This window comes from Maribacter aquimaris (genome assembly GCF_014596745.1).
GTDB lineage: Bacteria > Bacteroidota > Bacteroidia > Flavobacteriales > Flavobacteriaceae > Maribacter_A > Maribacter_A aquimaris.
Genome location: NZ_JABTCF010000005.1, coordinates 1 through 17655, shown reverse-complemented (window position 1 = coordinate 17655; position 17655 = coordinate 1). Strand labels below are relative to the sequence as shown.

Below are 17655 nucleotides of genomic sequence, written 5' to 3'. Positions count from 1 at the left end.
CTTATGACCTTGGTTTCCTGGCTTTGATTTCCATGGGTAAAATGCAGTTATAGACAAACTTATTTATGGGGGTATCAACGCCATATTTTTCCCCGAATTTTACGACCGTCCCGTTTTGATATTCAATTTCAGAGGGGCGGCCTTGCCAAACATCACGGGTTAATGATGACGTGGTCTCATACGGGAAGGAATCAATGAAAGCCATTGTTTTGTCCACAATGTCCGATTTAAGATGTACCCCGACTTTTTGGGATAACACATAGATCTCCGTCAGTAAGTCGGACATCATCTGTCTTGTCTCCTTGATCTCCATTATTTCGCCATACGTTGTTTTTGTGACGGCTAACAGGCCACTGACACAAATTGCCAAGAATTTTCCCCATAGATCGGAGGCAATATCCTTGGATATTTCCGAACGTATACCCGCCTTGGCAAAAAGGGCTTTTAATTCTTGTGATCGTTTGGCATCGGTATCAATAAGTTCTCCAAATACGATAATGGGATCTACCCCAAAATGGTTGATGGTTCCGGGGGCTTCTATTTTGGAGATTATTCGGCATAACCCACCAAGGATATGTTTTTCGTCGATCGCTTCTTTTAATTCCTCTGAGGCCAAGATTCCATTTTGTAAGGGTAAAACCATACTGTCATCGTGGATTAGACTTTTTAAATCAGTACTGATTTCCTTGATCTGCCATGCCTTAACACAAAGGATGATCAAATCGGATTTTCCGATTTTAGGGATACTGTCGGTTGCGGTTAAATGATCGGTATGGAAGTCCCCAAGAATACTTTTTACATGTAATCCGTTTTTTTGTATCGCTTTTAAATGTTCCCCCCGTGCCAAAAAGGTTACGTCAAATCCTGCTTGGGCCAATTTAGCACCAAAATATCCGCCTACTCCTCCTGTTCCGATTATTGCAATTTTCATCCTGTTACTTTTTTCGTGGTATAGAGACTCTTTTTCGTATATAAAGCAGGGGGTATCATTGATGCTGATACCCGACATATGCTTCGAATTGTAAATTTCTGACAATAATAAGAGGCAGGCAAGTTGGGGCGGATATATTTCGGGATGAATGCCTATTGTCCTAAAAGGTGATCTGGGTTAGGATTATTGTAATATCGGTTTTAAGGTTGAGGCTCAATTACAGTATTTTTTTTAATTGGTGATTTCTTGTTTTTGAGATACATAAAAACGGAAGTAATCAACAGAATAGAACATCCATAAATCAAATTCTGAAAGACGGAATGCAATAGGCAGACGATTAGGACTAGTGCTGCAATGGTGGCTAAAGCGTAGAACGCAATTTTGAATTTCGAAAAGTCAATGCTCACCAATAAACTTGTCGCCAGACCTACCAACCCTAAAATCGGCGTGGAATAAATCAAGATATAATCTAGGATTCCCAATACGGCTTTTGAGGTTCTTTCGCCTGTACTCACATAGTTGAACTGTATGTCTGCCGAATGCACTAAAACGGTACCCAATAGCAGAAAAATGTAACCAGCACTGCCTTTCCAGACCTTTTTTAAATAAGGGAATATTATCGCTATTTCAGGATTTTTGGTTCTTTGGGGTAATTCAATAAGAAATACCAACATCAAGGATATTAAACTAAAGACAAAGGCGAGGGAAGAATAGTAAGCGGTGATGGTAACGGTGAATATCCCCAGGAGGATAAACAAAAAGACCTTGACAATCTTATGGACGTTAGCTCTATTCAGGATAAGGTTAATACCCAAAAAAATCATGGATAGGGTAATGGTCGGTTTCAATATTCTTTCATTAAAGAGCATAAAGTCTGCCTGTGAGAAAAAATCAAATCGAAAGTGATTGTTGAAATACGTTGATTTGGTATACAAATTAGCCAAGAGTCCGACTACTATCAACAGGATTCCAATTATCGCATTGATGTTCGTTTTTCCTATTTTACTTTTATCCAAAGCACTCTTGATCTCCTTGGTCGAATATCCTCTTTTTAAAAGTTCCTGTGCGATTCTGATCTTGTCGTATTTTTTATATACCAAATCGGAAATGGCGTTCGATATTTCGGTCATACGGGTATAAAGTATTGGTTAGAATATACTAACATAAATTCCGTTGTCCTTATTGTATTTTATTGTAAGATTCCTACAAAATATTACGATAGGTAATTCAGCCTGGATAACCTGGAGAAAAAAACGATAAGGGGTTGAGAGGTTAATTTTGATTGAATTTTGAAAAAACACTGCCTTATACCGTATCGATAGTTGTTAGGAAAATGCTATGTGCAAAAAGGTTGTTTGTCGGGATTTCAAAGTCTTAAAAAAAGAATCAAAGTACACCATTCCCCCGTCATTACATATACACAGTACTATATGGTCATCCGTTTGATTATTTCGTCGGTATTACGGGTATAATGGTTCCATCCTCATTGTAATATAACTTATCGAAACATATAGAACGGCGATAAGGATGTGGACTTCCATCATGGCCCCAACCGAATTTTTCAGGTACATCGGGGTGGTTGCTATAGTATAGATCGGAATTATGGTAGAACATATACCATTGCCCCTTATATTCAACAATCGAGTGGTGGTTGGTGCCGCTGTTCATTTTGGGAAGTATTACACCTTTATATTCAAAGGGTCCCAAAGGGTCATTACTCATACAGTACTTTATTTCCCCACTTGCCCCAACATAAGAGAGATAATACGTGCCGTTGTATTTATGCATCCAAATGGCTTCGAAAAAGTCATCGGTTCCCTCAAGCAAATGAACATCCCCATCATAAGAGATCATATCCTCGTTGAGTTTTATCGCATTTACGACCAATTGGCCCATGTAGAGGTAAGCTTGGCCATCAGTGTCGATAAAAACGGCCGGATCTATAAAATCGCGGTTACAGACCACACCTTTTGTGTTTATGTTGATCAATGAAGCATTGAGCGGATCTTTAAAATAACCGGTGGGTTTATCGCTTACGGCAACGCCGATCATACTTTTTTCGACAGGGTAATAAAAATAGTATTTGCCGTTTCTTTGGATACAATCCGGAGCCCAGGCCTTTTTTTCGGCCCAGCTGATATCATTTAGGGAAAAAGCTACCCCATGGTCCGTCCAGTTTTCCATATCGGTAGTCGAAAATACATGCCAGTCCTTCATCGAAAACCCAGTAGCCGTATCCTCATCATGTGAGGGGTACACGTATAGGGTGTCGTTAAAGACCCTTGCAGAAGGGTCGGCGGTATACATATGGGTAATAAAAGGATTTTGGGCGAAGCAACTATGTATCAGTATCAGGAAAAGAATAGTGGAAATGCCATATTTCATGGTGTCTTTAGTTTTTTTTGGTGCAGCGCGGAGGGCTATTGTCCAGGTGCCGACCACACCAGTATGCTACCATAAATTTCTTATAAATAAATGAGGTGACCGCATCGATAGCGATTAACTTTTAAAAAAAACGATAACGGGTTGGGTAGGGTATTTGCCCATAGCCTTTCGGTGTGTATCGATTCCTTACTTTTGTAAACTGAAATACGTTTTCTTAATCCGACACAAGAATGACCGATACACTTACAATAGCCTTGGGACAAATGGATGTGGTTCCCGGGAGACCCCGATTGAATGTAGACAACATGCTACGCATGATCCAGAAAGCGAAGGAGCAATCCGTTGATTTGATCTGCTTTCCCGAAATGTGTGTGGGCGGTTATTTATTGGGCGATAAATTCCTTGAGGATGCGTATTGCGAAGAGCTTATGAGTTATAACGAGGAACTTCTGGCGGCCAGCAATGACATCGCCATAGCCTATGGCAATATTTATGTAAATGGGTCCACCGAGGGCCATCATCCCAACAAGGATGGGCGTAGTAGAAAATACAATGCCGTATATGTGATGCAAAACGGCACCTATGCCGATCGTGTTCAGGAGAACGGTATACTGCCCATGGGGGTGCAACCCAAGACCCTATTGCCCAATTATCGGTTTTTCGATGATGAACGCTATTTTTTCTCCTTATTCGATGTCGCCATTGACTATGGAAAAGACCTGAGTGAACTATTGTCCCCGTTTTTGATTTCGAAAGGCGACCAAAGAATCCCTATTGGAATGGAGTTGTGCGAAGATCTTTGGTGCCATGACTATAGGGCCGACGGAGAACCCATAAACATCACCAAAATACTCATTGAAGCCGGGGCGGAAAGCATTGTAAACCTATCGGCATCTCCATGGACCTTTATGAAAAACAATGCGAGGGACCGGCGTGTAAAGTATTTAAGGGAACAATCGGGATCCTTTGTAAAGTACTATTATGTAAACTGTGTCGGGGTACAGAACAACGGGAAGAACGTGATTACCTTCGACGGGGGGTCCACGGTCTATAATGAAGAGGGCGACCCGTGTATCTTATCCGAAAAAGGTTGGGAAGAGGATTTAATGGTCATTGATGAAAAGGCTTCCTTTTTACCTAAAAAAAGGCCTATGGGTAATACCATTAGGGAAAAATTCCTCGCCATTTTCAACGGATTGAAAAATTCGAGGAACATGTTGGGCGATGACCCCCATTTTGTCATCGGATTAAGCGGCGGTATCGACAGTTCCTTGGTGGCGACCCTCTTGGTGTTGGCCTTCGGGAAGGAAAAGGTCGTTGGTGTGAATATGCCCTCCCAATACAATAGCGATAAGACCAAAGGGGCGGCAAAGGCACTGGCTGAAAATTTGGGAATTGAATACTTGATACTTCCGATTGAAGACATGGTAAAGTCAAACACCCATATTTTACAGTTGGACGGGAAACCGTTGAGTGAATTCAATCTGGAGAACGTACAGGCGAAAATACGTGGGGCTTCCATACTTTCCAACCTGTCCGCCAAATACAGGTACTTCTTTACGAACAATGGCAATAAGGTGGAGATCGCCCTTGGGTATGCCACGCTGTACGGCGATTGGGGAGGTGCGATTACACCCATTGGGGATTTGACCAAAACCGAAGTTGCCGATATGTGCCACTACATCAACGATGAGGTATTCGGAAAGGAAATCATTCCCGAACTGTTATTGCCCGATGCCTTATGGCGATTTGGGGAAGCGCAGATACAACCGACCGCCGAATTGAAAAGCAACCAGGTAGATCCGATGAAATTCGGATACCATTGTAAATTATTGGAAGGGATAACCAATTTTAGAAAAAAGAGTATTGAGGATATCATGACCTGGTATGTCGAGGGGAACCTGCATGAAAAACTGGGTATTGGGTTAGACATGATGTTGCGATGGCATATTGATGACCCGAAGGAGTTTTTGAGGGATCTGGAATGGTTCTATGATACCATTCAAAAAAACGTTTTTAAAAGGGTGCAGAGTCCGCCGATCATTCTTACCAGTAAATCGAGCTACGGATATGATATTCGGGAATCGATCTTACCGGTATTGAAGACCAAAAAGTTCAAGGCATTGAAAGAAAAAATCATGACGATGGATACCTATATGACGAAGTAGGGCAATGTCTGGTTTTTTGGGGTTTGCGGGAAGGTAGGTTTTCATTATTTTCCACTGATTGCTAAAGTCGGGAATCAATGGTGTTTCTTTACTCGCCACGATTCCGTTTTCAGTAATGATTTTGTCCTACAATTAAACATGATTTGTAATCTTACGGCGTATTTTGTCATTTCGACAGAGGGAGGAATGAGCGACGAGAAATCCCATACTCCTAAGCTAGTGCGATTCCTCTTCGTGCCTCATTCGGAATGACAGGCTAACATAAAGAGGGCTTCATTCTTTATTAAAAACTATGGAAGACCTGTTTTTATGTTTACTAAAGGGTTTTACGGCCTATTTTTATTTTCGTGGCAAATCAAAGGGTTTCCACTTTGGTTTTAGGAAGGCATCCATAGCACCTGGGACCTTGTCATTTCGACGGAGGGAGGAACGAGCGACGGGAAATCCCATACTCCGATGCTAGTGTGATTCCTCTTCGTTCCTCATTCGGAATGACAGGCTGATTTTTAAAAGAATGTGAGCCTTGTAGATCAATGTTTCTATATGGTTCGAGAAGTTTATCGATAAGTTTTACGGCCTATTTTTATTTTCGTAGTAAATCGAGGAATTTACACATTGGCAATAGGAAGGCGTCCATAGAGCATTTCACGCTAGTGAAAGCGGCCTGGGCGCTGTGGCAGTGGATTTACGTGCTTTTCTCAATATGGGTCTCAACAAAGTGGCCAGGCTACGGCTGGCTCCTCTAAACCAAGGTATATTCTACCTTAGTTTTTCGGCCCTAATCTTTTTTGGGCGATGCAAAAAAGAAAAGAAGCTGAAATTAAAGCAATGAGTAAATTAATCCATCTGTCATCGGTATGGGAAAGAACCTTCTTAGACAGGAACCATAATTCGAATCTATTTTCAATGTTCTTTCATTTTACTCAAGTGGTTATTATTGTTTTTTTATCGATTTTCGTGAATCTTCGATTTCTTTACTTGTCCAATTAAACCGACGAAGGAGGTTCATGAATGCTTTCTTCTTTCATTTTACTCAAGTGGTTATTATTGTTTTTTTATCGATTTTCGTGAATCTTCGATTTCTTTACTTGTCCAATTAAACCGACGAAGGAGGTTCATGAATGCTTTCTTCTTTCATTTTCTTTACTTGTCTAAAGAAAACGAAACAAAAGAAACGACACTCCTTCATTAGGTGCCCACAAAATAGAAGGAATTTTGTGACCGCCGATAGGGCCTAAATTATTTCCAAGGCTTCAATAATTCTTTACGGCCCTATCGCCTGCACTACAGAAGGAGGCCGATTCCGAAATATACCATCTCAAGTTTCGGACAGTTCGTTGTAAATCAATGTCTTCATTTGGTTTGGGAAGTTTATCGATAAGTTTTTTGGCCTATTTTAGTTTTCGCAGTAAATCGAGGAATTTACACATAGGCAATAGGAAGGCGTCCATAGAGCATTTCACGCTAATGAAAGCGGCCTGGGCGCTGTGGCAGTGGAAATTCCGTAGATTTCAAGAAAAGGAAAATCAGCCTAGATTTTTTTGGATACTTTTTTCATCAATGGAAAAAAGTATTGAAACAAAAAGCCGAATAAATTGATTAATTTCCATGCAATTCTAGTATAATTCATACAAAACTTTTGCGATTGTCCCATTAATAAAACGGCATAACATCTTCGCTTTATCACTTTGGTTTTAGGAAGGCGTCTATAGCACCTGGGACCTTGTCATTTCGACGGAGGGAGGAACGAGCGACGGGAAATCCCATACTCCTAAGCTAGTGTGATTCCTCTTCGTGCCTCATTCGGAATGACAGGCTAACATAAAGAGGGCTTCATTCTTTATTAAAAACTATGGAAGACCTGTTTTTATGTTTACTAAAGGGTTTTACGGCCTATTTTTATTTTCGTGGCAAATCAAAGGGTTTCCACTTTGGTTTTAGGAAGGCATCCATAGCACCTGGGACCTTGTCATTTCGACGGAGGGAGGAACGAGCGACGGGAAATCCCATACTCCTATGCTAGTGTGATTCCTCTTCGTTCTTCAATCGGAATGACAGGTTAATTGTAAAAGGAGAATCATCCTTTGTGTATTAAAGCTACGGATATGATATTCGGGAATCGATCTTACCGGTATTGAAGACCAAAAAGTTCAAGGCATTGAAAGAAAAAATCATGGTGATGGATACCTATATCGCGAAGTAGGGCAATGTATGGTTTTTTGGGGGGTACGGTAAGGATGATAAGCGGGATCATGTGGTATTTTAATTGAATTTTTTCAGTGTTACATCCCAAAAGGAACGTGAATTAGGATACCCTAAAATTAAATATACAATTTGTTACGTTAATCTTTTGAATAGGAGGAATTTCTATGGTACTTTTATAGTACTATTAAACACTATAAAGATGGCATTAACAAAACAAACAAAAGGCTCACAAACTGAGGTAACATTTACGATTGCGGAGCATGAGGCTCCAAGTACGGCCCCCATTCTACTTTTGGGTGACTTTAACGATTGGCAGACCAATGATAGTTCATGCCAAATGGAAAAAGAAGGGGATACTTATGTAAAGCGTATAAAACTAAAGAACGGTAAACGCTATGAGTATCGTTATTTGAGTGAAGACAAAGGATGGTTCAATGACCACGCAGCGGATGCTTATGTACCCTCGCCCTATGAAGGAATAGACAATGGGGTGGTCGATTTAACCACCGTGGGAGAGAAAAAGAAGGTCGTAAAAAAAGCGGTAAAAAAGACGGTCAAGAAAACCGTGAAAAAACCCGTAAAGAAGGCCAAAAAGGATGATCTGAAAAAAATAGAGGGGATAGGTCCGAAGATAGCCTCTATTTTAACGGAAAAAGGTATCGGTACTTTTAAAAAGTTAAGTGCGACCTCGGCTGCAAAGCTTGAAGGAATCTTAAAGGAAGCCGGACCCCGTTATACCATGCATAAACCAGGTTCATGGCCAAAACAGGCTAAATTGGCCGATCAAGGAAAATGGGCGGAATTAAAAAAATTGCAGGATAAATTGGACGGGGGAAAATAATCCCCTGATTTGAAAACAACGAAAAGCCCCAAGACCATTCTTGGGGCTTTTTGTTTGGTTTATGCCATTGATTTGCTACTAAAAAGAAAGTAGGCAGGAAAACATTTCGATACGCTTTACGAACCGTATGGAGGTGTTGACTTCAACGAACTTGTCGAAATTGGGACCGGAATATATTTTAAGGTTGGTCTCCTTCAGTAGTGTGACTGCTAGGGCCGTTAAATACTATTTCAAGATGGGCGGAATATTTTCGATTCCGTACAAAACCATCAATGTTTATGGTGGTTTCTTTTATAAGTGAAAATATGGATGATCAAGGCTATACTAGCCAATAAGAGTAGCGCAATGGCCGCCCAATCGGGAATGGTAAAGACGAATCGTTCAATCAAAAGGGTGGCAGAACAGATACCAAGTCCAACGGATAGGAAAAGTAGATTCTTATTTTCCATGGGTATACAATATATTTTCAGTTTCAAAAGAATTTGGTAATTCGAACCTCTTCGTAGATTTTAAACCGTTTTATGCAATACGCCTAATTTGGGGATTTAGGTATTGCACATCATCTCATTACCTCCCATAAATTTCTGATAATATTCGGAGGTAACCAAATTTGAGGGACTTAATATTCAGTATGAATGATGGGGTCTTAATTGAAGTTGTACACCGTTTTAAATTAAAACCTGTATCCTAACCGTACATGCAGATTGGCAGTTGTTTCGCTTTCGTTTTCTAAATATCCGGCCTGTTTGGCAAAAATATATCTATACCCGATTCCGATACCGACTTCATATGTAAAGTGTTCACCAACGTTTCTTCGTATACCCCAAGTTGGAATTATAGAGATATCACTTATAACACTGATGTTATCGGTATTGGAAATGACAAACCAATCTGGATGGTAACTTGTTTTTAGGGAAACGAAATTTCCGCTGTTCCCGTCAATACGTCTGGACTTTCCCACTCTTTTGTTTAGATTGTAATACCACCGTGGTTCTAGGGTGATTACCGGAGTTAATAGAAACCCGGTTTTATCATAGTAACTACCGCCCCAAATGCCTGTATCGAAACCAAGTTCTGTCCGCAGTGCGACTAGATTGGATAATTTTGTCTCTTGATGTCCCCAAATTCCCAGAAATCCAGTCTGGATTCCGTAAGTAGATTGTTCTACACTTGCGTTTTGGGCCATTGTGGTAAAAGAAAGTCCACAAAGCGTTAGGGTCAGCAAAATTATTTTCATTTGGTTCCTTTTTTTGATATTGAAATCTTGTAGGAATTTTATCAATAATTATACCGCTTTTTAAAATTGTATGGAGGTAATAAAAAAGGATTGTTTATTGAAGGACAATTTAGGGGTATATGATTTGGGCAATAAAAAAGGGGCAGCCGAATATCGACTGCCCCTTTTTGTTTATAAGACCGGATTTTAGACCGATGCCAAGTCTAAGGCCATTTTTACGGATTCAACGATTGGTGTTGTCGGTCTCCCTAAAATTTTGGATAATTCATGGGAATCATCAAATAGGTCATCCTTTGAGGCGCTAACGTCCCAACTGGCCAAACCTAAGGCCAAACCTTCAGGTAGGCCAATGTTCTTAAGGATATGGGCATACTCCTCTTCCGGAATGTTGTTGTAGGGAATGGTTTTTCCACTTTGTTCGGAAATTATCGCCGCCAAGTCGGTCAAGGTATAATAGGTGTCCCCAGCCAGTTCAAAGGTTTTTCCTTTATTGCGTTCATCGGTAATTACAAGGGCTGCGGCCTCTGCATAGTCCGCACGTGGGGCCGATGCTATTTTCCCATCCCCGGCACTACCTAAAAAGGCACCTCCGCCCATTGCTCCGGGAATTGATGCAGTGTAGTTCTCGGAATACCATCCGTTGCGAAGAAGGGTATAATCGACACCCGATTCCTTCAGTGCTTTTTCCGTGGCTAAATGTTCCCCTGCCAAGTTGAGGCTTGAGGTTTCCAAATGTAAGAGACTGGTATAAACGATCCATGTAACCCCGGCTTCCTTTGCTGCGTTTATAACATTGATATGCTGTTCTGCACGTTTACCGATTTCACTGCCTGAAATGAGGAGTAGGCGATCGATCCCTTGTAGGGCCTCGGTAAGGATTTCCGGTTGACTGTAGTCAAATTTACGGACTTCAACCCCTAGGGCCGATGCTTTTTCCGTATTGCGGGCCAATGCTACTATACGATCCGCAGACACCCTATTTTTCAGTTGTTCTACAACAATGCTTCCTAATTGGCCTGTAGCCCCTGTTATTGCAATTTTCATAACTGTAATTTTTTAATGTTTAAATTTTACAGAACAAAAGTACAGTGGAAGGTAGGGGGCGAAAAGGTAAAAAACTGCCGCCCTATGGTAAATTTATAAAGGATGCTGTTTTTGGTAATCGGTGGGTAACGTGTTTACCCTTGCCTTGAAGTATTTGGTGAAATTCGTAGGGTCGTCAAAACCAATTTCATAGGCAATTTCTTTTATGGTGAGCGTGGAATAGACCAATAAGCGTTTGATCTCCAATATCACCCGGTCCTCGATATATTGTTTTGCGGTAGTGTTCGTGTATAACTTTAGGGCCTTGTTTATTTGTTTGGGGGTTACATTCAGCTTTTGGCAAATATCGGCAACCCGTATTTTATAGTTGATGTTTTCTTCCAGTGTTTTTCGAAACCTCATGTATAGGTTGAGCGAATCGTTACACACTATTTCAACCCGTTCCCGTTTGTTGCGTTCTATTTGGATCAGAAAATTTTTAAGCAGATTGCGTTGGTATTCACCGGAGTCAAAAAGCAGCCCCTTTTGTTGTTCGGTAATCATTTCCTGCAAGAGCGTCAGTACTTCCTTGTTTGCGATATGGCTTTGAGGGTTAATGGCGTGGTTGAAAATAGTATAATCGTAAAGGTAATGATAGTCCTGCTCTTCCTTGATCAGGAAATCGGGGGTAAAAAGCACCGCATAACCTTCTAGCTGGGGGTTGTTTGTAAAACGTTGTACTTGTCCCATGGCCACCGGTATAACCGTATTCTCGGCATAGGCAATGGTTTCAAAATCCACTTCGTGGATCCCACGGCCCTTTGTGATAACAATAAGTTGATAAAAATTCAGGCGATGCGGATCATATCCATTCTGATTGGAGAAATCAATGACCTTTTTTAAGGGGATTATCTCCAAGCCTAAATTGGACTGTTTGCTTTCAAATTCATATTCGGAAATTATTTCTTTCTCCATAAATGTTGTGCAAACGGGTTTGTTTTTGAATAGCCGATGTCGAATAACAATTGGCTAAAACCTTCTTTGGTGGCCAAATTTCCTATAAAAAGGGGTAGTAAGCAAACTCGGGCGTGCAAATTGTTGAAATAGCCCGATAATCGATAGTATTGGTAACCTAGAAAGTGGGGGTATTTTCTTTAAGGTCCTACAGTGTATGGGGGTTAATGCGATAGATATTCAACGAGTACCATAAGAAGTAAAAGGACCACTACCGCCATAGCAACGACAAGGTACATTTTCATTACTTTCTTCTTGTCTTTGAAATCATTCGCCAATGGAGTGTCTTTTTGCGCTTCAATTCCGTTTTCGATAATGATCTGGTCAATCTTTTGCATATCGATTTCACTTAGATAATATCGGATTCCATCATCGATGTTGGGTTGATTATCAAAGTCGGATCGCCATAGGATTCCGTTTTGCCGTAATTCGGATTCGAATACGGTTTTGTCCTTCAACAAGACATAAAGTGTGTAATGTTCGTTAAGTGCAGGGTCACTAGTAGTTTTAGATGGGGTTTGTTCCATGGTTCGTAATATCTCAGCAATGATCGTGTAAGCTATTATACGCCTTCTTTTCGGTTTAGTAGTTATTCAGGATTGTTTTTATGTGAAGATGCGCGCTCATTTTTCATGTCCTCAAAGATCCAGACCATGCGATCTAGAAACCACATCTTGGCCATATAGATTAAGATTGTGCCGATAGCTGTTAAATCGATTCTGAGTTTCCAGAGACCAATGATCAATATTACACCCCCAATAGTCTGCAATAGTGTAAGGATGCGAATGGGAAGATAATGGTGCCTGGGAACGGATATTTTTTTTCGTTCGCTCCAATATTTTTCTCCCAATACCGATTTTGAACCCCAATTATCGAAATTCTTGGGTTTTTTAAACAGGGTCGGATTAATTTTTAGCCAAATAATAAGAAGTAGAATAGGGAGTAAACAAAACCAACCGATCCAAATCCTAGACCAAATGGCTAAAATTAAAAAGGGCAAAGTCGCAAACCTTGTCCAAATAGACCAAGGATTGGCATGTTTTGCCCAATTATCTCCTTCTAAATTGAACGTTTTTGCGATTTGTTTTTCTAGGGTCATGCTTTTTTAAAGAAGATAATTAAACCATGATGATCGGCGTATTGATGGATGTCATCACTTTAGGACCTTGTGAAACTATTTTGAAAAAGATTATTTGTTTTTCATTTTCCAATACCCACTTAACAACCCAATGGCAAGAATGCACCAAAATAATCTGTAAACCCAAATATTTACTTCCATCCCGATTATTTTGCTTGTGGGTGCATTACCGATAAAACTATAGATTACGGCTCCCAAAGCTAAAATTCCCATGATCAGGGATAAGTATTTTTTCATTTCGAGTATTTTGGTTGGTGAACATGGTATCTGGATAAACGTTTATCCGATAGCACCAAATGGTTACTATCGACGGATATATCCACTGAAATATTTTTACAAGATAAGAAAGTAAACCAAGAAGGCCGGTTTGACGATGATTTTCTTTATAGCTAGTGCTCTAGCGAATATTGTCTTACGGTTTCGATGCCGGTCATTTCATTTCTAGTTTCCATTATTACCTCCAGCCAAATACCTAAAATGGTAAAGGCTTTGGGAGGAGGTAAAACGGTAGCTCTGGGTTTTTGTTTTTTGTGTTGGGCTATTTGGTTTTGGCAACTACGTCAAGTTTGCCCTTTTTGGTGTTAAGAGGCGTTTTTATCGGTACTGGTTTTGGGTTTGCCATTCCGTTGTTACACCATATGTTAGTTGAGTGTATTACATATCAAAATCTGGGATTGTTTTCCATGGGTGTTTTCGAAGGTCAGTTCCTATCCTCGTTTATGGAATCCATTTCCGATAATTATAAATCCATTTATGGGGCTTCGGCTGCCATGGCTTTATTGATAGCCTGTTGTGTTTATTTTTTATTTCAAAAAAATAGGCGGGAATTGATTCTGTGAATATCCATGGGGTTGTCCATTCCTTTGAACATATAGGTACTTAGGTATCCCAATGTAATACCCCATGTTTTAGCCCTGTTCACTTAGGGCCATTACCGTATCCTGATGCATGTGTAGTCCCATTCCCTTGAAATAGGCAGGATAACGACGGGTTTCCCCATTGTACAACCTTTTTTAAAGGTCGAAATTAAAGAATTCTGACTTTACATATTCAAAATATTCCTGTACCTCCAAAATACATACTTGATTTTAGGAATAATATAATTAACATTCTATTTAACACCATTTTTATGTAAAAAATTCGATATAATTATAAATTTGATGTGAATAATTTAATGAATATTAATATTTGTTGTAAAAAATTGAAAATTAAGACGCAACATATGCTATCAAGCTTTCTGTTCCTCATTTTTATGTTGGGACTGGTTCAGGGGGTTACGATAAAATATGCTTCGGATACCGCCATGGTATTGGAGTTGGATCATCAGGATCATCAAGATGATTCAGAAGCCGATGTTGATGAACTTGATTTTAATAATCTTCCAAATGGGCAAATACTTTTGTTGAAGGATTTCTCAAATGAAAATAGGGGCATTATAGCTACCAATTTAAATTTGAATATTCAAATAATACGAATTTCCCAACCCACTCCACCTCCGGAATATATAGGGTAATAATTCACCTCGCCCTTACCGTAAAACAGAACGTCAAGGTAAGTGGCCATCGCTGCTTTTTTAACTAATACGACCACCCGTTTGCTACTGATCCGGGATGGTCTCGATACCTTATATTCTAAACTTATAAATCCATGAATTTATTTAAACACTGGAAAAAAGACATTCCAGCAAGTCTCGTTGTTTTCTTTGTCGCATTGCCTTTATGCTTAGGTGTAGCCCTGGCCAGTGGGGCACCTCCGTTTGCCGGACTAATCGCCGGTTTGGTAGGAGGGGTCTTGGTGGGCTACCTATCTGGTTCGTCAATAGGGGTGAGTGGACCTGCGGCCGGTTTGGTGGTAATCGTTTTTAACGCCATAACCGAATTGGGAAGCTATGAGCTTTTCCTTACTGCCGTAATTTTAGCTGGAATCATCCAAATTTTACTGGGTATATTCCGTGCGGGTGTCATTGGTTATTATTTCCCTTCAGCAGTCATCAAGGGAATGCTGAGTGCGATAGGAATCATGATTTTTATACAACAGATACCTTTAGCAATAGGGTTTAGTGGTGAAGTGAACACCGATAGGATCAATTTAAGTGGACTTCACGATCAGATAACGCCGGGTGCCATATTGATTACGTTTATTTCGTTGGGTATATTAGTGGTTTGGGATGGTATCCTCGCCAAAAAGAATAAAATATTCAAGCTCATTCCAGCCCCATTGATCGCTGTGGTCTTTGGAATCATTGTCTATGTTACTTTGGGAACATCCGGTTTTTTTGCCCTTCATGAAAGTCAATTGGTCAGTGTACCCGTCCCTAAGGATGTGTCTTCTTTTATGGGGCAGTTTACCCTACCTGATTTTTCCGCTTTAAGCAATAGCGCAGTGTATATTACTGCTTTTACCATCGCAATCGTTGCCAGTCTTGAGACCTTGTTGAGTGTCGAGGCTTCGGACAAGCTAGATCCAATGAAGAGACAGACCCCTACAAATAGGGAATTGATTGCACAGGGGGTCGGGAACACTGTTTCAGGTTTGATTGGTGGTATACCCATAACCCAAGTGGTTGTGCGTAGTTCGGCGAACGTGATGAGTGGGGCAATAACGAAACTTTCAGCTATTTTGCACGGACTCCTGATCTTGTTAAGTGTAATTGTGATACCCACATTGCTCAACCTTATACCTCAAGCTGTTTTGGCCAGCGTTCTTCTTTTGATCGGTTATAAACTGGCCAATCCCAAGTCTTTTGTCCAAATGTATAAATTGGGAAAGACCCAGTTTATTCCCTTTATCGTAACGGTTATTGGTATTGTGACCACTGATCTGTTAAAAGGGATAATGATAGGACTGACCATAGGACTGATCACCGTTCTTTTAAAATCCTACTATAATTCGCACCATTTACTGCTAAAAGAGTACCAAGGGAAAAAAAATCTTTTTCATATCAACTTTGCCGAGGAGGTTACCTTCATCAACAAGGGACGTATCATTAAGGAGTTGGATGCCTTGAAAAAAGGGGCTTATCTAGAATTGGATTTTAGGAAAACCAAGGTGTTGGATTATGATATCCTGGAGTATTTGGATGAATTTTCAATCAAGGCGAAAAACAATAACATCAATATTAAAATGATTGCGGAAAAGGAAACCTTGGACAATCCGGAAAGTTTTAGAAAATATTTTGGGCATCAAGTATTTCAAATGGAGCATTGATATTAAAAAGAAAATAGCATGAAATCAGATTTTTATAAAAGTTTAATCGAAAATAATAAGGAATGGGTTCGGTCCAAATTGGATAGTGATCCGGAATTCTTCAAAAAACTGGAAAAAGGACAGCAGCCACCATTATTATGGATCGGATGTTCCGACAGTCGTGTACCCGCTAATGAGATCATAGGGGGGAAACCGGGGGAGGTTTTTGTACATCGGAACATTGCCAATATGGTGGTGCACTCCGACATGAACATGCTAAGTGTCCTTGACTACGCTGTCAATGTCCTTAGGATCAAACATATCATTGTTTGCGGACACTATGGGTGTGGTGGCGTAAAGGCTGCCTTGGGGGGTAAATCTTATGGTTTGGCGGATAATTGGATCCGTCATATAAGGGATGTTTATAGGCAACACCAAGTTGCGTTGGGGGTAATAAAAAAAGATGCTGATCTTTTTGACCGATTTGTCGAATTCAACACCATGGAACAGGTATATAATTTGGCGAAAACCTCAATCGTACAGAATGCATGGGAAAGAAGTCAAGACCTTTCCCTTCATGGATGGGTTTATGGTGTTGGAACGGGAATTGTCAAAGATCTTAATGTCAATTTTAGCTGTAACTCCCAATTGGAGCAGTTTTATAGGCTTGAGGTTGTTTAAGGGAATATCGGCCAAAAATGGAACCTATCCCCTCTAGCGAAGTCGAGAGGTATTTGGTTTCAATAGATTTTAATAGATCTCCTCTGACCTCGACCGGACATGCATTGGACTTGATTTGAATAGTAGGCCAATAGGGTATATCGAACAACTGGTATTTGAATAAGGAACCTATAGCGGTTTTTGGGTTACCTGGAACCTGTCCCCTCGAGCGCAGTCGAGAGTTCTTTGGTTTCAAATGATTTTAGTGGGTCCTCACTGCGCTTGAACGGACATGCATTGGACTTGATTTGAATAGTAGGCCAATAGGGTATATCGAACAACTGGTATTTGAATAAGGAACCTGTCCCCTCGAGCGCAGTCGAGAGGTCTTTGATGCAAATTGATTTTAGTAGGTCCCCACTGCGCTTAAACGGACATGTATTGGACTTGAGTCGAACAATTGGTATTTGAATAAGGAACCTATAGCGGTTTTTGGGTTACCTGGAACCTGTCCCCTCGAGCGCAGTCGAGAGGTCCTTGGTTCCAATAGATTTTAATAGATCACCTCTGCCCTCGACCGGACATGTATTGGACTTGAATCGAACAATTGGTATTTGAATAAGGAACCTATAACGGTTTTTGGGTTTCCTGGAACCTGTCCCCTCGAGCGCAGTCGAGAGGTCCTTGGTTTCAATAGATTTTAATTGATCTGCTCTGCCCTTGAACGGACAAGGATTGGACTTGCATCGAACAATTGGTATTTGAATAAGGAACCTATAGCGGTTTTTGGGTTACCTGGAACCTGTCCCCTCGAGCGCAGTCGAGAGGTCCTTGGTTCCAATAGATTTTAATTGATCTGCTCTGCCC

15 protein-coding genes are annotated in these 17655 nt (G+C 40.5%); 5 read left to right on the top strand and 10 right to left on the bottom strand.

Annotated elements, in window-relative coordinates; genetic code table 11:
* Position 1: 1 nt before the first annotated feature.
* The 3 genes from HPE56_RS09315 to HPE56_RS09305 all read right to left on the bottom strand — a co-directional run bounded on the left by HPE56_RS09315 (position 2) and on the right by HPE56_RS09305 (position 3316).
* A complete protein-coding gene (locus HPE56_RS09315; protein WP_188243509.1) occupies positions 2–931 on the bottom strand; it encodes a ketopantoate reductase family protein in 930 nt (309 codons plus the stop codon).
* A gap of 200 nt (positions 932–1131) precedes the next feature.
* Positions 1132–2061, bottom strand: a complete 930-nt coding sequence (locus HPE56_RS09310) for a hypothetical protein (RefSeq protein WP_188243508.1) — start codon at positions 2059–2061, stop codon at positions 1132–1134.
* Positions 2062–2377: 316 nt separating this feature from the next.
* On the bottom strand, positions 2378–3316 hold the full coding sequence (locus HPE56_RS09305; protein ID WP_188243507.1) for a family 43 glycosylhydrolase: 939 nt from the start codon (positions 3314–3316) through the stop codon (positions 2378–2380).
* Positions 3317–3546: 230 nt separating this feature from the next.
* Here HPE56_RS09305 and nadE point away from each other — a divergent pair, with 230 nt between their 5' ends.
* Positions 3547–5484, top strand: coding sequence for an NAD(+) synthase (nadE, locus tag HPE56_RS09300; protein WP_188243506.1), 1938 nt, complete (start codon positions 3547–3549; stop codon positions 5482–5484).
* A gap of 2404 nt (positions 5485–7888) precedes the next feature.
* The gene (locus HPE56_RS09295) at positions 7889–8530 is read left to right on the top strand and encodes an isoamylase early set domain-containing protein (RefSeq protein ID WP_188243505.1); all 642 of its coding nucleotides are present in this window, start codon (positions 7889–7891) and stop codon (positions 8528–8530) included.
* A gap of 269 nt (positions 8531–8799) precedes the next feature.
* Here HPE56_RS09295 and HPE56_RS09290 read toward each other — a convergent pair whose 3' ends face one another.
* The 7 genes from HPE56_RS09290 to HPE56_RS09260 form a co-directional block, all read right to left on the bottom strand.
* Positions 8800–8979 (bottom strand): hypothetical protein, encoded by a 180-nt coding sequence (locus HPE56_RS09290; protein WP_188243504.1) that lies wholly within the window; start codon positions 8977–8979, stop codon positions 8800–8802.
* Between the two features lie 224 nt (positions 8980–9203).
* Positions 9204–9767: a hypothetical protein gene (locus tag HPE56_RS09285; RefSeq protein ID WP_188243503.1), complete on the bottom strand. Its 564-nt coding sequence runs from the start codon at positions 9765–9767 to the stop codon at positions 9204–9206.
* 186 nt (positions 9768–9953) lie between these two features.
* Complete coding sequence (locus HPE56_RS09280) at positions 9954–10811, bottom strand: SDR family oxidoreductase (RefSeq protein WP_188243502.1); 858 nt, start codon at positions 10809–10811, stop codon at positions 9954–9956.
* A gap of 93 nt (positions 10812–10904) precedes the next feature.
* Positions 10905–11765, bottom strand: coding sequence for a helix-turn-helix domain-containing protein (locus HPE56_RS09275; RefSeq protein ID WP_188243501.1), 861 nt, complete (start codon positions 11763–11765; stop codon positions 10905–10907).
* Between the two features lie 203 nt (positions 11766–11968).
* Positions 11969–12331: a hypothetical protein gene (locus HPE56_RS09270; protein ID WP_188243500.1), complete on the bottom strand. Its 363-nt coding sequence runs from the start codon at positions 12329–12331 to the stop codon at positions 11969–11971.
* 62 nt (positions 12332–12393) lie between these two features.
* Entirely contained in the window at positions 12394–12903 is a 510-nt protein-coding gene (locus HPE56_RS09265) for a DUF6653 family protein (protein WP_188243499.1), read from the bottom strand.
* Positions 12904–12993: 90 nt separating this feature from the next.
* Positions 12994–13179: a hypothetical protein gene (locus tag HPE56_RS09260; protein ID WP_188243498.1), complete on the bottom strand. Its 186-nt coding sequence runs from the start codon at positions 13177–13179 to the stop codon at positions 12994–12996.
* A gap of 985 nt (positions 13180–14164) precedes the next feature.
* On the opposite strand from HPE56_RS09260, the gene HPE56_RS09255 reads away from it, so the two are divergent.
* The 3 genes from HPE56_RS09255 to can all read left to right on the top strand — a co-directional run bounded on the left by HPE56_RS09255 (position 14165) and on the right by can (position 16809).
* Positions 14165–14455 (top strand): hypothetical protein, encoded by a 291-nt coding sequence (locus HPE56_RS09255; protein WP_188243497.1) that lies wholly within the window; start codon positions 14165–14167, stop codon positions 14453–14455.
* Positions 14456–14589: 134 nt separating this feature from the next.
* Positions 14590–16149, top strand: a complete 1560-nt coding sequence (locus HPE56_RS09250; RefSeq protein WP_188243496.1) for a SulP family inorganic anion transporter — start codon at positions 14590–14592, stop codon at positions 16147–16149.
* A gap of 18 nt (positions 16150–16167) precedes the next feature.
* Entirely contained in the window at positions 16168–16809 is a 642-nt protein-coding gene (gene can / locus HPE56_RS09245; RefSeq protein ID WP_188243495.1) for a carbonate dehydratase, read from the top strand.
* Positions 16810–17655 lie beyond the last annotated feature (846 nt).